The organism is Pseudoalteromonas sp. H105 (genome assembly GCF_001469215.1).
Taxonomy (GTDB): Bacteria; Pseudomonadota; Gammaproteobacteria; order Enterobacterales; family Alteromonadaceae; genus Pseudoalteromonas.
Genome location: NZ_LOFH01000006.1, coordinates 242,818 through 261,466 on the forward strand (window position 1 = coordinate 242,818; position 18,649 = coordinate 261,466).

At 38.6% G+C, this 18,649-nt stretch carries 11 protein-coding genes, 8 tRNA genes and 1 rRNA gene; 15 read left to right on the forward strand and 5 right to left on the reverse strand.

Translation table 11 applies throughout. The features are described from left to right. Positions 1-8: 8 nt before the first annotated feature. Positions 9-2,177 carry an ATP-binding protein gene (locus tag ATS75_RS12415; RefSeq protein WP_058560737.1) on the forward strand — a complete coding sequence of 723 codons (2,169 nt, stop codon included), beginning with the start codon at positions 9-11 and terminating at the stop codon, positions 2,175-2,177. 324 nt (positions 2,178-2,501) lie between these two features. Continuing rightward, positions 2,502-3,191: a response regulator gene (locus ATS75_RS12425; RefSeq protein ID WP_058560739.1), complete on the forward strand. Its 690-nt coding sequence runs from the start codon at positions 2,502-2,504 to the stop codon at positions 3,189-3,191. A gap of 84 nt (positions 3,192-3,275) precedes the next feature. Here ATS75_RS12425 and ATS75_RS12430 read toward each other — a convergent pair whose 3' ends face one another. The 4 genes from ATS75_RS12430 to ATS75_RS12445 all read right to left on the reverse strand — a co-directional run bounded on the left by ATS75_RS12430 (position 3,276) and on the right by ATS75_RS12445 (position 9,788). Then, the gene (locus ATS75_RS12430; protein ID WP_058560740.1) at positions 3,276-3,752 is read right to left on the reverse strand and encodes a hypothetical protein; all 477 of its coding nucleotides are present in this window, start codon (positions 3,750-3,752) and stop codon (positions 3,276-3,278) included. Between the two features lie 83 nt (positions 3,753-3,835). Next, positions 3,836-5,824, reverse strand: a complete 1,989-nt coding sequence (locus ATS75_RS12435) for a sensor histidine kinase (RefSeq protein ID WP_161936899.1) — start codon at positions 5,822-5,824, stop codon at positions 3,836-3,838. A 188-nt stretch (positions 5,825-6,012) separates the two neighbouring features. Then, a complete protein-coding gene (cysK, locus tag ATS75_RS12440; RefSeq protein ID WP_058560742.1) occupies positions 6,013-6,981 on the reverse strand; it encodes a cysteine synthase A in 969 nt (322 codons plus the stop codon). 473 nt (positions 6,982-7,454) lie between these two features. Continuing rightward, entirely contained in the window at positions 7,455-9,788 is a 2,334-nt protein-coding gene (locus ATS75_RS12445) for a carbohydrate binding family 9 domain-containing protein (protein WP_058560743.1), read from the reverse strand. Between the two features lie 213 nt (positions 9,789-10,001). On the opposite strand from ATS75_RS12445, the gene ATS75_RS12450 reads away from it, so the two are divergent. The 12 genes from ATS75_RS12450 (at position 10,002) to ATS75_RS12505 (ending at position 15,416) form a co-directional block, all read left to right on the forward strand. Then, positions 10,002-11,153, forward strand: coding sequence for a dicarboxylate/amino acid:cation symporter (locus ATS75_RS12450; RefSeq protein ID WP_058560744.1), 1,152 nt, complete (start codon positions 10,002-10,004; stop codon positions 11,151-11,153). A gap of 109 nt (positions 11,154-11,262) precedes the next feature. Next, positions 11,263-11,913, forward strand: coding sequence for a UvrY/SirA/GacA family response regulator transcription factor (gene uvrY / locus ATS75_RS12455; protein WP_058560745.1), 651 nt, complete (start codon positions 11,263-11,265; stop codon positions 11,911-11,913). 8 nt (positions 11,914-11,921) lie between these two features. Beyond that, positions 11,922-13,745, forward strand: coding sequence for an excinuclease ABC subunit UvrC (uvrC, locus tag ATS75_RS12460; protein ID WP_058560746.1), 1,824 nt, complete (start codon positions 11,922-11,924; stop codon positions 13,743-13,745). 42 nt (positions 13,746-13,787) lie between these two features. Next, positions 13,788-14,333, forward strand: coding sequence for a CDP-diacylglycerol--glycerol-3-phosphate 3-phosphatidyltransferase (gene pgsA / locus ATS75_RS12465; RefSeq protein ID WP_058560747.1), 546 nt, complete (start codon positions 13,788-13,790; stop codon positions 14,331-14,333). 141 nt (positions 14,334-14,474) lie between these two features. Continuing rightward, positions 14,475-14,550: transfer RNA gene (locus ATS75_RS12470), tRNA-Gly, on the forward strand. Positions 14,551-14,580: 30 nt separating this feature from the next. Next, positions 14,581-14,654, forward strand: a tRNA-Cys gene (locus ATS75_RS12475). Positions 14,655-14,691: 37 nt separating this feature from the next. Beyond that, positions 14,692-14,778: transfer RNA gene (locus ATS75_RS12480), tRNA-Leu, on the forward strand. Between the two features lie 96 nt (positions 14,779-14,874). Continuing rightward, a tRNA-Gly gene (locus ATS75_RS12485) sits at positions 14,875-14,950 on the forward strand. 39 nt (positions 14,951-14,989) lie between these two features. After that, positions 14,990-15,076 (forward strand) — tRNA-Leu (locus tag ATS75_RS12490). 47 nt (positions 15,077-15,123) lie between these two features. Continuing rightward, positions 15,124-15,199: transfer RNA gene (locus ATS75_RS12495), tRNA-Gly, on the forward strand. A 19-nt stretch (positions 15,200-15,218) separates the two neighbouring features. After that, positions 15,219-15,292: transfer RNA gene (locus ATS75_RS12500), tRNA-Cys, on the forward strand. A 37-nt stretch (positions 15,293-15,329) separates the two neighbouring features. Then, positions 15,330-15,416 (forward strand) — tRNA-Leu (locus tag ATS75_RS12505). Positions 15,417-16,121: 705 nt separating this feature from the next. Here the strand turns inward: ATS75_RS12505 and ATS75_RS12510 are convergent. Then, positions 16,122-17,543, reverse strand: coding sequence for an alanine/glycine:cation symporter family protein (locus ATS75_RS12510; protein WP_058560748.1), 1,422 nt, complete (start codon positions 17,541-17,543; stop codon positions 16,122-16,124). Positions 17,544-18,167: 624 nt separating this feature from the next. Between ATS75_RS12510 and ATS75_RS12515 the strand changes: the two genes are divergently transcribed. Beyond that, positions 18,168-18,649 (forward strand): 16S ribosomal RNA (locus ATS75_RS12515); the annotation flags it as partial.

Consider the following 18,649-nt stretch of genomic DNA (forward strand, 5'->3'; position numbering starts at 1 on the left):
CAAAATAAATGAAATTATTGATTAAGCTAGCTTTAGTTCTATGTGTATTTACAGCTCCGGTAATATTTGCAAATGATGCAACTCACTTTGATTCGTTTGTAGCAGCAATAGAGGAACAACCAGATAAAGAAATACTGGCTCAACATGGAGAAAGTTTGCTCGAAATAGAACTGACTGATGAGCAACGTGCTTACGTCCTTCACAAAGTTGCACTGTTGTTCAATAAGCTAGGTCACTTTTCTAAAGTAGATGATTACCTAAATCAGCTCGAAGAGTTACTTACTCGGTATCAAAGTTTGGAATATCAGGGAAAACTATTTATTACTCGTGGAGATTTATCTCTAAACCTGGGGCAGTACATATCAGCACAACAAAATTTTAAACAAGCAGTTACATTTTTTGAAAAGAGTAAAGACCATCGGATGCTAAGTCATACTTTACGGTTTTATTCTTTTGCGCTTAAAGGAAGTGGTAATTATAGTGAAGCAATCCAAGCTGTAGAGAGAGCAAAAACTGCTGCAACTATGGCTAACAATACACCTGTTACCATGGCAGCTTATAATGCTGAAGCGACCATATACAATGATCTTATGTTACCAGGAAAAGCGCTAAAAATTCAGTTAGATCTTTTAGACTATGTAACGAATCAAGCTGAAGCCCCTGAGGATTGGTATGGACAGTTATATTACAGTATCGGTAAAAGCTACGCGGGTTTAAAAGATCATGAAAAAAGTCTCGCTGCTTATTTAAATGCTTATAAGTATGATAAAAAAACACAGTTTTTTAACTATGTTGGGTCGGACTTAATTAAAATAAGCCAACAGTTAATGGCTCTTGAAAGATATGAAGAAGTCCCCGAGTATTTGGATGAAGCCCTGGCGCTTTTCATTGAGTTAAAAAGTGTGAGGAATATTGCATGGACAAAAGGAAACCAGGCTGAGTTACTTGTACTTAAAAATCAACATGTAGAAGCTATCGCTCTTTTTGAAGAGGTATTTGAGACCTTGGATCCAGTTGAAAGTAAGATACTATATCAACAGCTATCATTATCTTATGGCAAAGCGCTTATAGGAAACAATGATAACTTAAAAGCCCTAAAGGTTTTAAACAAGCTGCACACTGATGGCGTTGAGCAGAGCTCTAAGCATACACTAACTAATCTACTGGCCACCGTTTATAGTCAATTAGCTCGCTTTGAGGAAGCATTTGCTATGAAAAGTGCGTCATATACTCTTCTAACAGATAAAATGGAGAATGAGACAAACTCTCGGGCCTTAGGTTTAGCAGCACAAGCACAATACCAAACATCTCGGATTGAATTAGCTGAAATTAAAGCGGAGCAAGAAATTAATAAAATAAAAAATCAACAGTATATGTTTTATATAGCTGGTGTGGCATTGATATTCCTATTTAGTTTCATTGGTTTGTATTTACTTTACAGACAAAAACGTAAGTTAGCTCAGCAAGAAGCGACGATATTAAATAATTCGATTATGATGAAGGACCAATTACTAGCGGATGTATCACATGAGCTTCGTACACCTTTGACAGTATTAAAATTGAATATAGAGTCATTAGAGCATAACTTGATAGATAACCCAGAAGCAACATATAAGCTTTTACATGTCAGGTTAGATAGTCTAAATAAGTTAATTTCCGATATATATGAGCTAGCTCAGGCTGATAGTGGTTATCTAGAGTTACAGAGGGTTCATTGTGATGCGAATGAACTTGTTTCAAACTGCTCAAAAGACATCGAATTGTTAGTGACTACAGCAGGGTTATCATTTAAAAGTCAGTTTAAAATCCAGTTAAATACTGTTGTATCAATCGATGTTCATAAATTAAACCAGGTTATTTATAATTTGGCACGAAATAGTATTAATTACACAGATTTACCGGGTAAAGTCGAGTTTTGTGGCGAAGTCCTCAATGATAATTTGATTATACGCCTTAGTGACTCTAGTCCAGGCGTGAGTGTTAATGATTTAGATAAAATCTTTGACCGTTTGTATCGATGTGATAAATCGAGAAGCAGAGAATCAGGAGGTTCTGGTTTAGGATTGGCGATAAGCCGAAAAATAATCTCGCTACATGGAGGGACAATCAGAGCATCTAAAAGTGAACTAGGGGGGATCACTGTTCTCATTACTTTGCCGTTATATTTGAATAAGTAATATCCAATGAATTATCCATATTCTCTCCACAATGTTGAGTTGTAATAGTTAAATTAGAACTCAAAACCAAAATAGTTTTTTTGGTGCAAACTTATATGGATAGAGCACTTAGGTATGTCTGTTTCTTATACAAAACTATCGACTCTCGGTTTTATCAAGTCAGCAACACCCATAGAGCAGGATTTACTTTGTGAGTTGGAAAGTTGTGATGATATCGATGAAGTATTATCAATGTTATTATTTGATGAAACACTATCATTAACTTTTAGGTGCTCGATAAAAAAGCATTTAAAAGCAATTCAAATAAAATAAACAGGCTCATTTATGCATCACGTTTTAATTGTTGAAGATGATATAGATATAGCACATCAAGTAATGCTTTTTTTTAAAGCGGCAGGTTTTAAATCAACACATATCGATGATGGTTCAAAAGTTGTCTCTTGGGTAAAAGAAAATAAACCCGATACAATCATAATGGACGTAATGCTCCCTAACCAGAATGGTACCGAGTGCCTAAGGGAGATTCGACTTTTTTCGTTAGTCCCTGTCATTATGGTTACTGCTAAAGTTGCTGAAGCAGACCGGCTCAAAGGGCTCGAGTTGGGGGCTGATGATTATGTGTGTAAACCTTTTAGTGCAGCCGAATTAGTGATGCGAGTGAAGGCTATATTACGTCGGTGCTCGCAAAAGCAAAGTGTATGTATTGAAGAGGCGGAGCCAGTCATCGTGGTGAACGATGAGCAATTAACTGTAAAGTTGAAAGGCAAGTTACTTGCTTTAACTAAAGTTGAGTTTGACATTTTTTCGCTTCTATATAAATCACCAGGCCGCGTTTTCTCAAGGCAGTATATACTTGAGTATGTGCAACCTTGTAACTTAGAGATCACCGACAGGGTGATTGATAGTCATATCAAAAACATTAGAAAAAAGATTAAATGCTTAAACTTCTCTCCTAAAATAGTCGGTTCTGTTTACGGGGCCGGCTATTGCTTCAATAAAGATGAAATAAGTTAGCTTATTAATAAATGAAAAAGCCAGTATTTATGAATGCTGGCTTTTTTATTGCTCAGTTAGAAATTATTGTTCACCTCAGAATACTCAAATATTACATCTCGCACTTTGCATAATCTTGGCTTCTGGGCCGGTAAATAAATTTATCAATAGGCTATGATCTTTTATTCTGCTTGATTCTCGTTCTTCACTTGATGGGCATAAAGTTTGTTGAATATATTTACTAAGGTAGGGCTCTTCTATGGGAAGGAGCTCAGGTAAGTTGATATAAATATTAATCTCATTACCATTAAAATCTGAGTGGCTGAGGTACCATTTTCCAGCTCTGACTTTTGTGCTGAAATATTGCTGAATAATTTGCTTTTCTTGAAGAGACAGCTCTGCTTGCTTGTTTGGTTTTATAAAGCTGGATAGTATTAAAAGTGATGATCCTAGAGCTGCAGTGCACATTAAATAACAAGCTAATAGTTCTAACATTGTTTTCTTTTTTTTGACTGAACTTTCTCTGTGCCGACTATCAATGATTTTTACCCAATCTCGGTGTTTTAATGCTTGCTGTGTCATGTCGTTTCTCCATCACTGTATTGTTATATTTAAACAATTAAATATGGATGAAAAATGGATAAGCACTTAATTTATATTGCTTTTTAAGTTTTTAATGGGAGTAAAACCCTCACGCATAGCCCTCCGTGCTTCCCTTGTTTTATTTTAATGGATCCTTGCATAAGCTTTATCAAACTGGCACATATTGAGAGTCCAAGGCCTGATCCGTCTATAGATTTTGCCCGCGTATCTTCGACCCTGTAGAGGCGTTCGAATAAATGTTCAATGTGTGGTTCTGAGACGCCAGGAGAACTATCATCAACTTGAATAAAAAGTTGTGAAGGATTGAGGTGGATTTTTAATCTAACTAACCCTGGACTATCGGTATACAAACAAGCATTTTTAAATAAATTATAAATAATTTGGTCGAGTTTATGCTTATCAATAAAAATGCTTTGTGAGTGAGAAACTGAGTTGTCTAAGATAAATGTTAGGCCTTTATTTTCAGCCATTGATTCAAGGTCTTCAGAATAGGTTTTAAATAAATTAACAATACAATAGCTTTGGTTGTTTAAATTCATTGTTGCATTATCTACTTGCGATAATTGATAAACATTACTGATCAAGTTATTGAGCTGGCCAATTTTGTCATTAATTTTTTGGTAAGCAAGAGACTTATCTTCTTGCAAATTATGCTCTAGGCCTTCGATGTTCAGTTTGAGGACACTCAAAGGGGTTCTTAATTCATGAGAAATGTCGGCTAACATTTTGTCTTTTAAATCCAAGCTGGATTGATAAAGCCTAGCTTTATACTGAGCTTTCCTATGTTTTATATAGTAAAGGGTAATGATCAAAACACAGAGTATAAATACAATTGAGTATGCTAGTAACCATATTTTTCTTTCTAACTTTTGTGTTTCCAATTTAGCTTGACTGACAATATTATTTTGCTCAGAGGTTATAAGCTTTTGTCTTTGTACAAGTGAATCTACTTGTTTCATATAACGCGTAGTAGCCTCATTTAAATAGTTTACTTGAATAGTGTTGTGATAGGAGTCAACTTTCTTTAAATGCTGTATTGCTTTTCCAAAATCACCGGTTAATTCAAATAGTAGAGCACTGTATCTATGGTATTTTAAAAGCAGTACTTCATTATCAATATGCTCTAATTCCTCCTGAACTTTATGTAAAGTTTGTGTACTTAAGAGTATATTTTTTTCTGTTAATGACAATTCCAATAATTGCATCAACGCATAAACTTTGTATATCGGAGAGTCTGTTTTTTGTGCAAAAGATATACTTATTTCTGCGTGCTTAAATGCTTTAGTTAATCGATTGGTTTTCAGGTAAGCCAAGGACAATAGTCTATGCGTCACAGAAAGCTGCTGCGGGGCATTCATGCTACTGAGATGCTCTAGCGTGTTATTTAGCTGTGTTATTGCAAGGTGATAATTAGCTTGCTTGATTGTTATTTTAGCTAAACTTAAATGAGTGGAAGCGATATTAAATTTGTCATGTGATTTTTTATCATTATCAAGTGCTTTTGAATAAAGGTATGATGCTTCCTCTAACTTATTTAACCGACTAGATATTTCACCTAGGTTATAATACACACTGGCTTTCAGTCCCCAATTTGAGCTTTTATCAAGCAATTCCAATGCTTTAGTTTGCTCTTGCATAGCCAGTGCTAAGTTGCTCTGTGTTTCATATAGCACGCCTAGATTTGTATGTGCTTTGGCAAGTAACTCTTTTTCACCAACTTTATTCGCTATCTCTTTGGCCAATAAGTAATGGGTTGTGGCTTTTTTCAATAATAAAGATCGTCGATAGTTGATCCCCAGCTCAGTGTGGAGTGCGAATAGCTCCCTATTAGATAATTGTGTGAGGTTTAAAAGCGGCTTTAAAACGTCAATAGCCTTCGTATGATTACTCGCTTTTCTAAGAGACTTTGCAAATTCCATCTGAACTTGAAACGAGTGTGCAAATTGCTTTACCAAGATATCTAAACTTCTATCTGCTACGGCTGTTTTACTCTTCTTTATTCTATCTAATGCATTTTCTATTTGGGCATTTTCAAGGGCTGGAGCTGGCAAAGATACTATTAATAGTATGAGGTATATAAATTTATACATAAAAAGGCAAAATGAAGATGTGTTTTACAACACTAACTTTCAAATGTGGTCTAATTATGGAGGGTAGGGTTTTGTTTTAATTTCATAGAGGCACAAATAAAAACCCCGCTTGGAGGCGGGGTTTTATATACTAGATACAAATAAATTAGTTACTGTACAAGTTCTTGCTCAGAAAATTCATCAGCAAATAATGGGCTAGAAAGGTAACGCTCAGTGGCACTAGGCAAGATAACAACAATGTTCTTATCAGTATTTTCTGGCTTTTCAGCAAGACGTTTAGCAGCTACTACGGCTGCACCTGAAGATATACCCACTAAAATACCTTCGTTTTTCATTAGCTCATGCGCCATTGAGATTGCATCTTCATTGGATACTTGCTCAGCAGCGTCAACAACTTCTAAATCAAGGTTGCCAGGAATGAAGCCTGCACCAATACCTTGAATCTTATGTGGACCAGGTTTAACTTCTTCGCCAGCGAGTGTTTGGCTGATAACTGGTGAGTTTGTTGGCTCAACAGCAACAGATAACATATCTAGCCCTTTTTCAAGTTTTAGATAACGGCTAACACCCGTGATAGTACCACCCGTGCCAACACCTGCAACGAAGATATCAATTTTTCCGTCCATTGCCTCGAAAATTTCAGGGCCCGTTGTTTCAAAGTGAATTTTAGGATTCGCAGGGTTTTCGAATTGTTGTAAAAGGATATACTTTTCAGGTGCACTTGCTTGAATTTCTTTTGCCTTTTCAATTGCGCCATTCATACCTTTAGCACCATCTGTTAATACAAGATTGGCACCTAATGCTTTAAGTAATTTACGACGCTCTAAGCTCATCGTGTTCGGCATGGTTAAAGTCAATTTGTAACCGCGTGAAGCAGCAACAAAAGCAAGTGCGATACCTGTATTGCCAGACGTTGGCTCGATTAACTCTTTTTCTTTGGTTAAAACGCCAGATTTTTCTGCTTCCCAAATCATTGATGCGCCAATACGACATTTCACACTGAAGCTTGGATTACGAGATTCTATCTTGGCAAATACATTTCCAGATGTTACGCGGTTAAGCTTTACGATTGGTGTGTTACCTATCGCTAATGAGTTATCTTCAAAAATGTTAGACATAATGTTCCCTTGGAAGCAATTTATTCAATCGGGATCAAATCACATGTGTGTTCGATCTGTAATGACGACACTTTACTTTGCCCTATAAAAAACGAAAGTAAAGTTTGGCTATAACATATAGCGAATAGGCTTATAGCATTTAGTCATAAGCCTTACATACCCAAACCACCTCAAGATGTGAGTTTCAGTTGGAATTAAAAGCGATTTAGGCAAGGCATTGATTGCAAATAATAGTGGTTCTATTGTTTAAATCAATAACGCAGTATAAATCGCTTTTAAACCAACCCCTTGGGCGTTTCACAGGGACTTACTCTCATCGTTGTTCCTTCTTAAAAGGGATGGCCATTCTTGCAAAGTAACGCCTTGATATTAAGCCCCTGTGAAACGCTGAATTCTGCATCTTGAGGTGGCTTGGGTATACTCAGTGGCTAGCAGCTAAATTGAGCCTTAAATAAAAGGCTCTCTAAGCAATATTATAAAAGCCAAGCGTAGCTGAATTTAGCAAATAAAGTACGTTGTTCTTTAGTAATTGATGAAAGGTCATCATCTTGATAACCCGTGTCAGAGTAGCCTGCAAAGAACACCGTTTGCGGGTTTAGTTTGTAGGAGTACAATAATTGTGTGGCTAATTTTTTATATTGGCTGTCTACATCGTCAATGTAGTTGTTTTTATTACGCTCGAGATCTGTGTAGATGACAGCAAGCCTTAAAAAGCTATTAACATTGAATTGATAGGTAAAACGTACATCGCTTAAGTTAGCAGTGAAGACCTCACTTCCATTCGCATCGAGTGTTTCATAGGTATGGCGAAGGCGTACTTCAAAATGCTTACTCAAATTCATATTCAAAATTGGGCGAATTTTCAACTTATTGCCTACACGGTTATTAGCCAGATCTACGGCATTTCCTGTGTACATATAGAGAGATGCAAATAATCCTGCTTTTGGCTTAAAGTTACTGTATAGCCCAATCCCATTTTCGCTGAATAAGTCGGTGTTGCTCTCTATATCTAGGCGTGACTTATCATGGCGAAGCCCTGTACGGTTTCGATGTTCTACGGACAGTTCAAAGTAACTTTGCATCGGCCCATTGACTGAAAAGCTTGTTTGAACTTCTTTTTCTAGTAACTCATTATTTTCGTTGTGAGTAATATCCCAATCTGCATACCAGTTAGCACGATTCCACCAGTTATGCTCTTCACCATACCAGCGATATTCACCGCCAGTCGTGAATTTTTGAAAATCTACTTGAGAAATAAAGCCTAAGTCAGCACGTAAATCAGCATCTCGATATTGGTAATCGGCAAATGCTCGCCAATACTTCTCGTCGTGTTCATACTTAACAAAGTAACCATTGCCTGATTGCTTTTGTTGATCAAGCACACGTAGTACGCCTTCATTGAAATCACAATCTTGATTAATTTCACATGGTTCTGTGTTAGCAGTTAAGCAGCTATCACCATCACACAACGCATTAATAAATGCCTCAGTGTATTGCGTTTCAGACTGTAAAACTTGCACTAAAAAAGTATCGTTAACGGTTGGCTTATACTTACTATCGATACTCAATACGCTATTGTTGTAATCATCACTTTGGCGGTGGGTAATGGTAGAGCCGAGTGACAAGTCGGATTCAAAATCATAGCGATAACGCATTGCGGCATTTTCACTTTTGCTATCAAGGGTGACAAGGGAAGAGCCCAAATTACCGGGTATGAGGACGTTTGTTTGGCTGTCATTAGCAATAAACCCTGCGAAGGTATGCCCACTTTTACTGCCCGTAATCTTCGCTCCATAGTCTGGTTGTGCAATATTACGAGTGTGTATGAGATTCAGTGTCGAAGCGAAATAGTCAGCATTATCTAAAAAGAATGCCCGTTTCTCTGGGAAAAACAAACTAAAATTATTATTAACACTTAATTGTGCAACATCCGCTTCGACTTGAGAAAAATCAGGGTTTATTGTGGCATTAAGAGTTATATCAGGGGTGATACCCCACTTTAAGTCGAGACTTACTTCGGTGTTTTGTTCTGATTGCCATTCGCCAGCTTTCGAAGCATCAATATCACGGTTTTCATTTTTCCCGGCTACGATTGAGGGTATCACAGCAATATTATTGCCTTGCTTTGCTTGTTCAAAACCGTTGTAACTAGGCATTTGGCAAATCCAACAATTATTTCCATGATCTATCTGCATACTCGAAATACGCAAACGTTCACTTCGAGGTAAAAAACGTAAAAACTCCATTGCCATAGTTTTTGTTGTTATGCTGTCATCAAAATTAAGTACACGCAGTGGAATAGCGACCTCAACTGTATAACCGCTTTCATGAACCACGCCTACGCTATCCCAAATACCATCCCACGAAGCACTTTCACGTTTAGTGAGTTCATTTTCAATAGAATCTTGTTGAACGCCGAGCGGGTTAATAAAAAATTGATACGCAAGCTGGGAGTTATTATATGAGTCGATTTTCAATCCGACTAAATCATCATCCCAGGCAGCATCTCGGTCGCGGTAAAATGCACGAATTTGTTCAGGGTTTGCGTCCTGTGCGTCAAAGCCTATATAAAGTGTTTCACCATCTTCATAGACATATGCATAGGTTGTGACAGGGCTTTGAGTATTCTCATAAGGCCAAGTCACATTATCAATAACAATTTTTTTAGCTTGTTGCCAACTTGGCTCATCAAGTTTTCCGTCTACTTTAGCTGGCTGAGGGATGTAAGGTAGTTCAATGGGTTGAGTCGCACATAAAACACTAAATGAAGCGCTAAAAAAAGATGCAAAGATAATTGATTTATGCATAAGTACTTATAAGAATTAAAACTAGTGGTATGTTATAAATTTGCTGGTTTGTTAACAATTGCAACGCGATAGGGCGCATATATTCACGTTTAAATCAGTTTTAGCCTTCTTATGCTGGTAATTTATGCAATTAAACATAAAACTGCCTATTTTATAACAAAAATAAATTAAAACGTGGTAAAACGTTAATATCTATATTTTAAAGTGATTGTTATGAATTTAATACTTAAGTTAATAGCCGGTATAGTCGGCGGTATTTTAGTGGGCTTATTTGTGCCACTTACTGGTGTTGAGCTTCTTTACACTGCGAAAGAGATTATCGGGCAGTTAATTTCTTTTACTATCCCGCTAATTATTTTATTTTTTATTGCTTCAGGTATTGCGGGTTTACCAAAAGGATCTGGGCACCTTTTGGGTAAAACAGTTGGCTTTGCATATGGCTCAACCGTCATTGCAGGCACATTGGCTTTTTTAGTTATCAGTGCCGTAATCCCTCTTTTTGATGGAGGCCTAACATTCGAGGCTGAAGTTGTCACTGAAGTTGCCAGTTTTATTGATTTAGAAATCCCACCGTTAATGGGGGTTATGACTGCATTGGCCACAGCGTTTGTATTTGGGATTGGGATGAGCCAATTAGAGTTGGACGCGCTTAAAAAAGTATCTGACCAAGGGCGCGATGTTATTGATGCGCTATTATCAAAAGTGATTATTCCAGCATTACCTTTTTACATCGCGGGTGTATTTGCAGAGATGACCGTAGCAGGCACGGTAGTGGATACGTTACAGACATTTGGCGTGGTGCTTATCGCTGCGCTTGTAATGCATTGGCTATGGTTAAGTATTCTTTATATTGGCAGTGGCATTTTATTAAAACGAAACCCTGTTGAGTTAATAAAAAATATGTTACCCGCTTATTTTACTGCATTAGGGACTATGTCGAGTGCTGCAACAATCCCCGTTTCTTTGCGAGCAAGTAAAGCAAATAACGTAAAAGAAGATGTGGCGAATTTTAGTGTACCTTTATGTGCAACTATCCATCTTTCTGGGTCAACAATTACCATAGTAACATGTGCGATGGCAGTGATGTTTTTATCGCCCTCTATGGACGTGCCTTCACTCATTAGCATGTTGCCATTTATCATGATGTTGGGGCTTGTTATGATTGCAGCGCCTGGTGCGCCAGGTGGTGCAGTTATGTCAGCATTAGGCTTATTAACCAGTATGTTAGGCTTTAACGAGGGCGCAGTAGCATTAATGATTGCACTTTATTTGGCCCAAGATAGTTTCGGTACGGCTTGTAATGTAACAGGGGATGGTGTTATTGCATTATGGGTTGATCGTTTTAGTGAAAAAGAATCAGCTTAATTTGATCTTTGTGAAACGATAATACTGTTATCGTTTCTGCTTTATGTGTTAATGTGACATATTAATTTTGCCACTATGGCATGTTTTTAGGTTATATGAGGGTGTTCCATTGATTAATGTACTTCTAGTTGATGACCATGAACTTGTGCGTACAGGGATCAGACGTATTCTAGATGATATTCGTGGTTTCAAAGTCATCGGTGAAGCAAAAACAGGGGAAGAAGCTGTTCAGTTTTGCCGTCAAAACTCGCCGGATATTGTGTTAATGGATATGAATATGCCCGGAATAGGTGGACTTGAGGCGACGAAAAAGATTTGTCGCTACTGCCCTGATGTGAAAATCATTGTACTCACAGTGCAGTGTGAAGACCCATTCCCCAGCAAAGTAATGCAAATTGGTGCGCATGGATTTTTAACTAAAGATGCGGGCTCTGATGAAATGGTAAATGCAATTAGAGCAGTTAATGCTGGTCAACGTTACATTGCCCCTAATATAGCTCAGCAAATAGCCCTGGCGCAGGTAACGGGGCGAACAGATGAAAACCCGTTTCATTGTTTATCTGAGCGTGAATTGCAGATAATGTTGATGATAACCAAAGGGCAAAAAGTGCAAGATATTGCAGAGCGTTTAAATTTAAGTGCTAAAACGGTTAATAGTTATCGTTATCGTATGTTTGAAAAGCTTAATGTAAGTGGTGATGTTGAATTAACCCACTTCGCAATTCGTTATAAAATGATTGATATTGATAGCGTTAATTAATCACTTTTATGACTCAATTTGATCATTCGCATTTTTTAAAAACACTATCAAGTGAGCCCGGCGTATACAGGATGCTTGATAGTGAAAAAAAAGTGATTTATGTCGGCAAAGCGAAAAATTTAAAAAAACGCGTAACAAGCTACTTCAGAAGTAATGTAACAGACAGCAAAACCCGTGTTTTGGTTAGCAATATCTGTGGCATTGAAGTTACTCTTACCAACACCGAAACAGAAGCACTTCTTCTTGAAAACAACTTAATAAAAAAATATCAACCGCGTTACAACATACTGCTACGCGATGACAAGTCGTATCCCTATATATTACTCACCTCTCATAAACACCCTCGGTTGGCATTTCATCGAGGTAGTCGCAAAATAAAAGGTGAGTATTTTGGCCCTTTTCCGAGTGCAGGGGCTGTGTCTGAAAGCTTACGCTTAATGCAGAAAATTTTCCCCGTCCGTCAATGTGAGGATGCCTATTATAGAGCGCGCAGCCGCCCTTGTTTACAATATCAACTTAAACGTTGCTCTGCGCCGTGTGTTAATAAAGTAACTGAGGATGAATACTCACAGCAAGTGGATTATGTGCGAAAGTTCCTTGCTGGGAAATCTCATGAGGTCATTGCAGATCTCGTTAAGAAAATGGAAAAGGCAAGTAACGCGTTGCAATTTGAATTGGCTGCCAAGGTGCGAGACCAAATCATGCTACTGCGTAAGATGCAAGAACAGCAATCTATTTCTGGAAACCACGCTGAAATGGATGTAATCGGCTTTGCCCACTTAAATGGATTGAATGGGATTCATTTACTTATGATCCGAGATCATAAAGTGCTCGGCAGTAAAACGTATTTCCCGAAAGTACCTAAAGACTCATCACAACAAGAAATTCTTACATCATTTTTAGGCCAATATTATCTAGCGCCAGGTGCAACAGGCAGAATTGCGAAAGAAGTTATTCTGCCATTTTCCCTTGATGAAGCGAATGTTTTAAGTGATGCAATGGGTCAAATAAGTGAGCGTAAAGTCAATTTAAAAACAGTAACTCGGGGCGAGCGCTCTCAATATTTACAATTAGCCAATAAAAATGCATTAAATAGCATCACTGTAAAACAGAGTACGATTGATTCAATCAACAAACGCTACGCACAACTTAAAAGCACTCTGGGGCTTGATGATATTAATCGCATGGAATGTTTTGATATCAGCCATACAATGGGTGAAAACACGGTAGCAAGCTGTGTAGTATTTGATTCGCAAGGGCCTAATAATAAAGAGTACCGACGTTTTAATGTAATCGGGATAACAGGCGGAGATGATTACGCAGCGATGGAGTTTGCTCTAAATAAACGCTACAACAAACTCGTAGATGAAGCAAAAATTCCTGATGTCATTTTTATCGATGGCGGTAAAGGGCAGCTATCTCGTGCAGAGCAATATTTTGAAACTTGGCCGCACAGTAAAATGCCACTATTAGTGGGTGTTGCGAAAGGTACGAGTCGTAAGCCGGGTTTAGAAACTTTATTAATCGATGGTGGACGTAAAACGATACCTATGGACTCTGATTCGCCAGCGCTCCATCTTATTCAGCATATTCGTGATGAATCGCACCGTTTTGCTATTGCAGGGCATCGAAATAAACGTCAAAAACAACGAACTCAATCTTTGTTAGAAGAGATAAATGGGGTTGGCTCTGTAAGACGCCAAACATTATTAAAATTTTTAGGGGGCATGCAGGGTGTAAAAGCTGCTAATATAGACCAATTAAAGCAAGTTCCTGGGATCAGCCCTGATATGGCTGAGAAGATATTTAATCATTTGCATGACAAGGGCTAGCCCTTCGTGCGAATATAGAAAAAAAGACATCTCCAAGTAGTTATGTGGAATATTCCAAACACACTCACAACATTTAGACTTTTTCTTATCCCCATTTTTTTGGTGGTATTTTATTTACCTTACACATGGGCTTTTTTTGCTGCTGCGTTTATTTTTTGGTTAGCATCAATAACAGATATCCTTGATGGCTATCTTGCTCGTAAATTAGAACAATCAACGCCTTTTGGTGCGTTTCTCGATCCTGTAGCGGATAAAGTGATGGTATGCGCCGCTTTGGTTGCGCTATCTAGCTATTATCAATCTATGTACATGACGATTCCTGCGTTAATTATTATTAGCCGCGAAATAGTGATCTCTGCTTTACGCGAATGGATGGCAGAACAAGGTAAAAGGGGTAATGTAGCTGTATCCAACATGGGCAAGATTAAAACTGCAGCACAAATGTTAGCCATTATTGGTTTGATTTGGCAGTATGATACGTGGATGATGTATCTAAGTTATAGCTTATTATACATTGCGACCTTCTTAACCTTGAGTTCAATGCTGCAATATTTAGTAGCTGCATGGGGTGAATTGACTAAAAATTGATTGTAAACGTCTAATAACGCACCGTTTTAGATAAAAAATAATCAAACAGTTCAAAACTAGCATTTTTTGTATTGACGCGTTTAATAATCTCTGTAGAATGCGTCCGTGTTGAGAGGGCATAGCCCCCTAGATAAACATTAAGCGGCACTAGCTCAGTTGGTAGAGCGCGACCTTGCCAAGGTCGAGGTCACGAGTTCGAGCCTCGTGTGCCGCTCCAGTTTATCTTAAAGGTTAACCCCGGTATTGGGGCGGAATGGCAGAGTGGCCATGCAGCGGATTGCAAATCCGTCCACCTCGGTTCGACTCCGGGTTCCGCCTCCATTTCAACAGTCCACATGCTTTAAATAGCAAACTCGATGCCCGAGTGGTGGAATTGGTAGACACAAGGGATTTAAAATCCCTCGACTAACAAGTCGTGCCGGTTCAAGTCCGGCCTCGGGCACCACTTTGTGGTTTGATTACATCGCCAAATGTAATCTATAAAATTAATGTTACATAAATACATGACTAATATTTATGTAAGAAATAGAATTAATATGATGCGGCACTAGCTCAGTTGGTAGAGCGCGACCTTGCCAAGGTCGAGGTCACGAGTTCGAGCCTCGTGTGCCGCTCCATATTAGTTTTATCCACTTGCTTTAAATAGCAAACTCGATGCCCGAGTGGTGGAATTGGTAGACACAAGGGATTTAAAATCCCTCGACTAACAAGTCGTGCCGGTTCAAGTCCGGCCTCGGGCACCACTTTTAATTATTACCAAGATAGTTAAAAGTAGATAAAATAATTATTTGCGGCACTAGCTCAGTTGGTAGAGCGCGACCTTGCCAAGGTCGAGGTCACGAGTTCGAGCCTCGTGTGCCGCTCCAAATTAATTGGAAGCGTTAAGGCGGAATGGCAGAGTGGCCATGCAGCGGATTGCAAATCCGTCCACCTCGGTTCGACTCCGGGTTCCGCCTCCATTTAATTACTCCACATGCTTTAAATAGCAAACTCGATGCCCGAGTGGTGGAATTGGTAGACACAAGGGATTTAAAATCCCTCGACTAACAAGTCGTGCCGGTTCAAGTCCGGCCTCGGGCACCACTTTATAAAAGTGTTCATAACTGAAATATTCATTTCGCGCGCTATTTCGGTAAAATCATGCCTTCACAGCTATTTCCAATTTTATATATTAAAATTACATTCCAATCGTTCCTATCCCTTATAGATTTTAAACCTTATTTATAATTTATTAAACATTGCAACTATTAATTGAATATTGGTCAGACATATACAATTTTAAAGGGTATTAAATATGCTTTAGTGATTGTTTAATATCAATTCACTCAATTCACTCAATTCACTCAATTCACTCAATTCACTGAGGTATTTTGAGGGTGAAAACGTGTTGATAGCTAGGCAAAAAAAATCGCTATTTAATTGCGCTAAATGAGAGTTTTTTAACGAATATAACGACACGTTTAGCCCCGTAAAATGATTAAATATTATTGTGGATTGGTATAATTCTACTGATGAGCAATAAAGCTGGCCTATTATTAGCGCTCCGTTGATATACAATCAAGACTTATAGCAATCATAAATAATCGACCAACCAGGCGAATGAGTTCATCAAACTACAAAAGTGAAGTTATAGGTTTATAACTTTCTATTACTTAGAGGAAGGGTGCTAATCATTTATGCAAACAGTTGATTAGACGTAATGAGGTTTGAATAGCCTTTTTGTTGATAGCTTTAAACGGGAAACAAAAAAGGGAGCGTTAGGCTCCCTTTATATTAAAATAAGCAATACTAATTTTTGTGCCATATCCCTTTAGGGATACTTATATCAAGCTGTTTATTTTGAGTAGGATCAAAGGTCGGTATTTTACCAGCTTTACGTTGGGCGCTGTAATCATTAGCCAACCATATGACGATACCAGACAACATAAAGAGTGCTATAACATTTACAATAGCCATTAAGCCCATTGATATATCAGCCAAAGTCCAAATAAGTCCTAATTCACTCACTGAACCAAACATTACCATACCTAAAACTGCAATGCGGAAGATTAGCATTCCATGCTCATGATTGTGCTCTAGAAAAAGTAGGTTTGTTTCAGCATATGAGTAATTCGCTACGATGGATGTAAATGCAAAAAACATAATGGCAATTGCAATAAATATCGCCCCCCAGCTACCTACATGTTCCTCAAGTGCAGCTTGAGTTAATGCAATGCCAGTGACACCTGAATCAGCTATCAATTGATCAGATAATAATATTAGAGCGGCAGTTGCTGTACAGATCACTACAGTGTCAATAAATACACCTAACATTTGTACGTAACCTTGTGAAGCAGGATGTGGCGGGTTAGGTGTTGCTGTGGCAGCTGCATTTGCTGCGCTTCCCATGCCGGCTTCATTTGAAAATAATCCGCGTTTAATTCCTTGGATCATTGCCTGCATGACGCCGTAACCAATTGCTCCGGCACCAGCTTGTTCAATACCAAATGCACTATTTATAATACGCATAAATACAGCGGGTAATTCAGATGCATTCATAGCACACACATAAAGAGCAACAATCAAATATGCTAGTGCCATAAATGGGACAACCATTTCGGCAAATCTTGAGATTGTTTTTAGACCACCAAATATAATAATGCCAGATCCAACAACGAGTAGAAGACCAACAACATAATTTGGTATGCCAAATGCAACTTCAAAGGCAGCCGCTATAGAATTAGATTGCACGGCATTAAAAACTAGGCCAAAGGCTAAGATTAAACATAACGAGAATATGACACCCATCCATCGTTTACCCAAGCCATATTCCATATAGTAAGCAGGGCCACCACGAAAGTTACCATGCTCATCTCTTGTTTTATAAGCTTGTGCCAACGTACTTTCAGCAAAACTTGTTGCCATACCAATAAGCGCAATTAGCCACATCCAAAAAATAGCACCCGCACCACCTAAATAAAGTGCCACGGCAACACCTGCCATATTGCCTGTTCCAACACGTGCAGCTAAAGAAGTACAGAACGCCTGAAACGACGAGATACCATTTTTATCACATTGGCGAGAGTTAAACATGACCTTAATCATGTGGGGAAATTGAACGAATTGAATAAATTTGAGTTTTACTGTGAAGAAGAGACCAGCAGCTATTAATAGGTAGATGAGAATATGCCCCCATAATAGCCCACTAATACTATTTATAATATCTATCATGTTATATGCCTAAAGAACGAGTTTAAAATCTGCGGCGAAACTTACCACAACCTACCATGATAGTTTAGTGATAAAGTTAAAAAAGCTGGGTTATCCACAAGTAAATGTGAGTAAGTTGTGCGTGCGCTTTGGGTAACGTATGAATTAAAATTAAATTCAAAAAAACGTTTGAAAACGCTTGCGTAAAAATCTGTTCTCCCTATAATGCGACCCCACTGAGACGGCAGAGCAGGCAACGCTTAGCGAGGCAAGCAGCTACTCAGTAAGTCGAGTAAAACTTGAGTTTAGATTTTTAGAAAGTTTAAAATTAAGTGTTGACAAAAAAATTGGAAAGCGTAACATGCGCAGCCCTAGCGAGATAAAGTAAACACTTTAATCGCAACGTTCTTTAACAATATAAAGCAATCATCTGTGTGGGCACTCGTACAGATTGAGTTCTAACAGCCAAGCTACTTAGGTAGCGAGGCAAAAAATTAGAGTCTCAATTGAAACTGAGTGACCAACAGCAATAACTACTTCGGTAGGAATTGCAGCACAGTCAATTCAATATCGAAAGATATTAAATAAATTCAGAATTCATTGAGCGTGTCGGCTCTCTTTATGGGAGAAGACAGAAAAAACTTTTAATTGAAGAGTTTGATCATGGCTCAGATTGAACGCTGGCGGCAGGCCTAACACATGCAAGTCGAGCGGTAACAGAAAGTAGCTTGCTACTTTGCTGACGAGCGGCGGACGGGTGAGTAATGCTTGGGAACATGCCTTTAGGTGGGGGACAACAGTTGGAAACGACTGCTAATACCGCATAACGTCTACGGACCAAAGGGGGCTTCGGCTCTCGCCTAAAGATTGGCCCAAGTGGGATTAGCTAGTTGGTGAGGTAATGGCTCACCAAGGCAACGATCCCTAGCTGGTTTGAGAGGATGATCAGCCACACTGGAACTGAGACACGGTCCAGACTCCTACGGGAGGCAGCAGTGGGGAATATTGCACAATGGGCGAAAGCCTGATGCAGCCATGCCGCGTGTGTGAAGAAGGCCTTCGGGTTGTAAAGCACTTTCAGTCAGGAGGAAAGGTTAGTAGTTAATACCTGCTAGCTGTGACGTTAC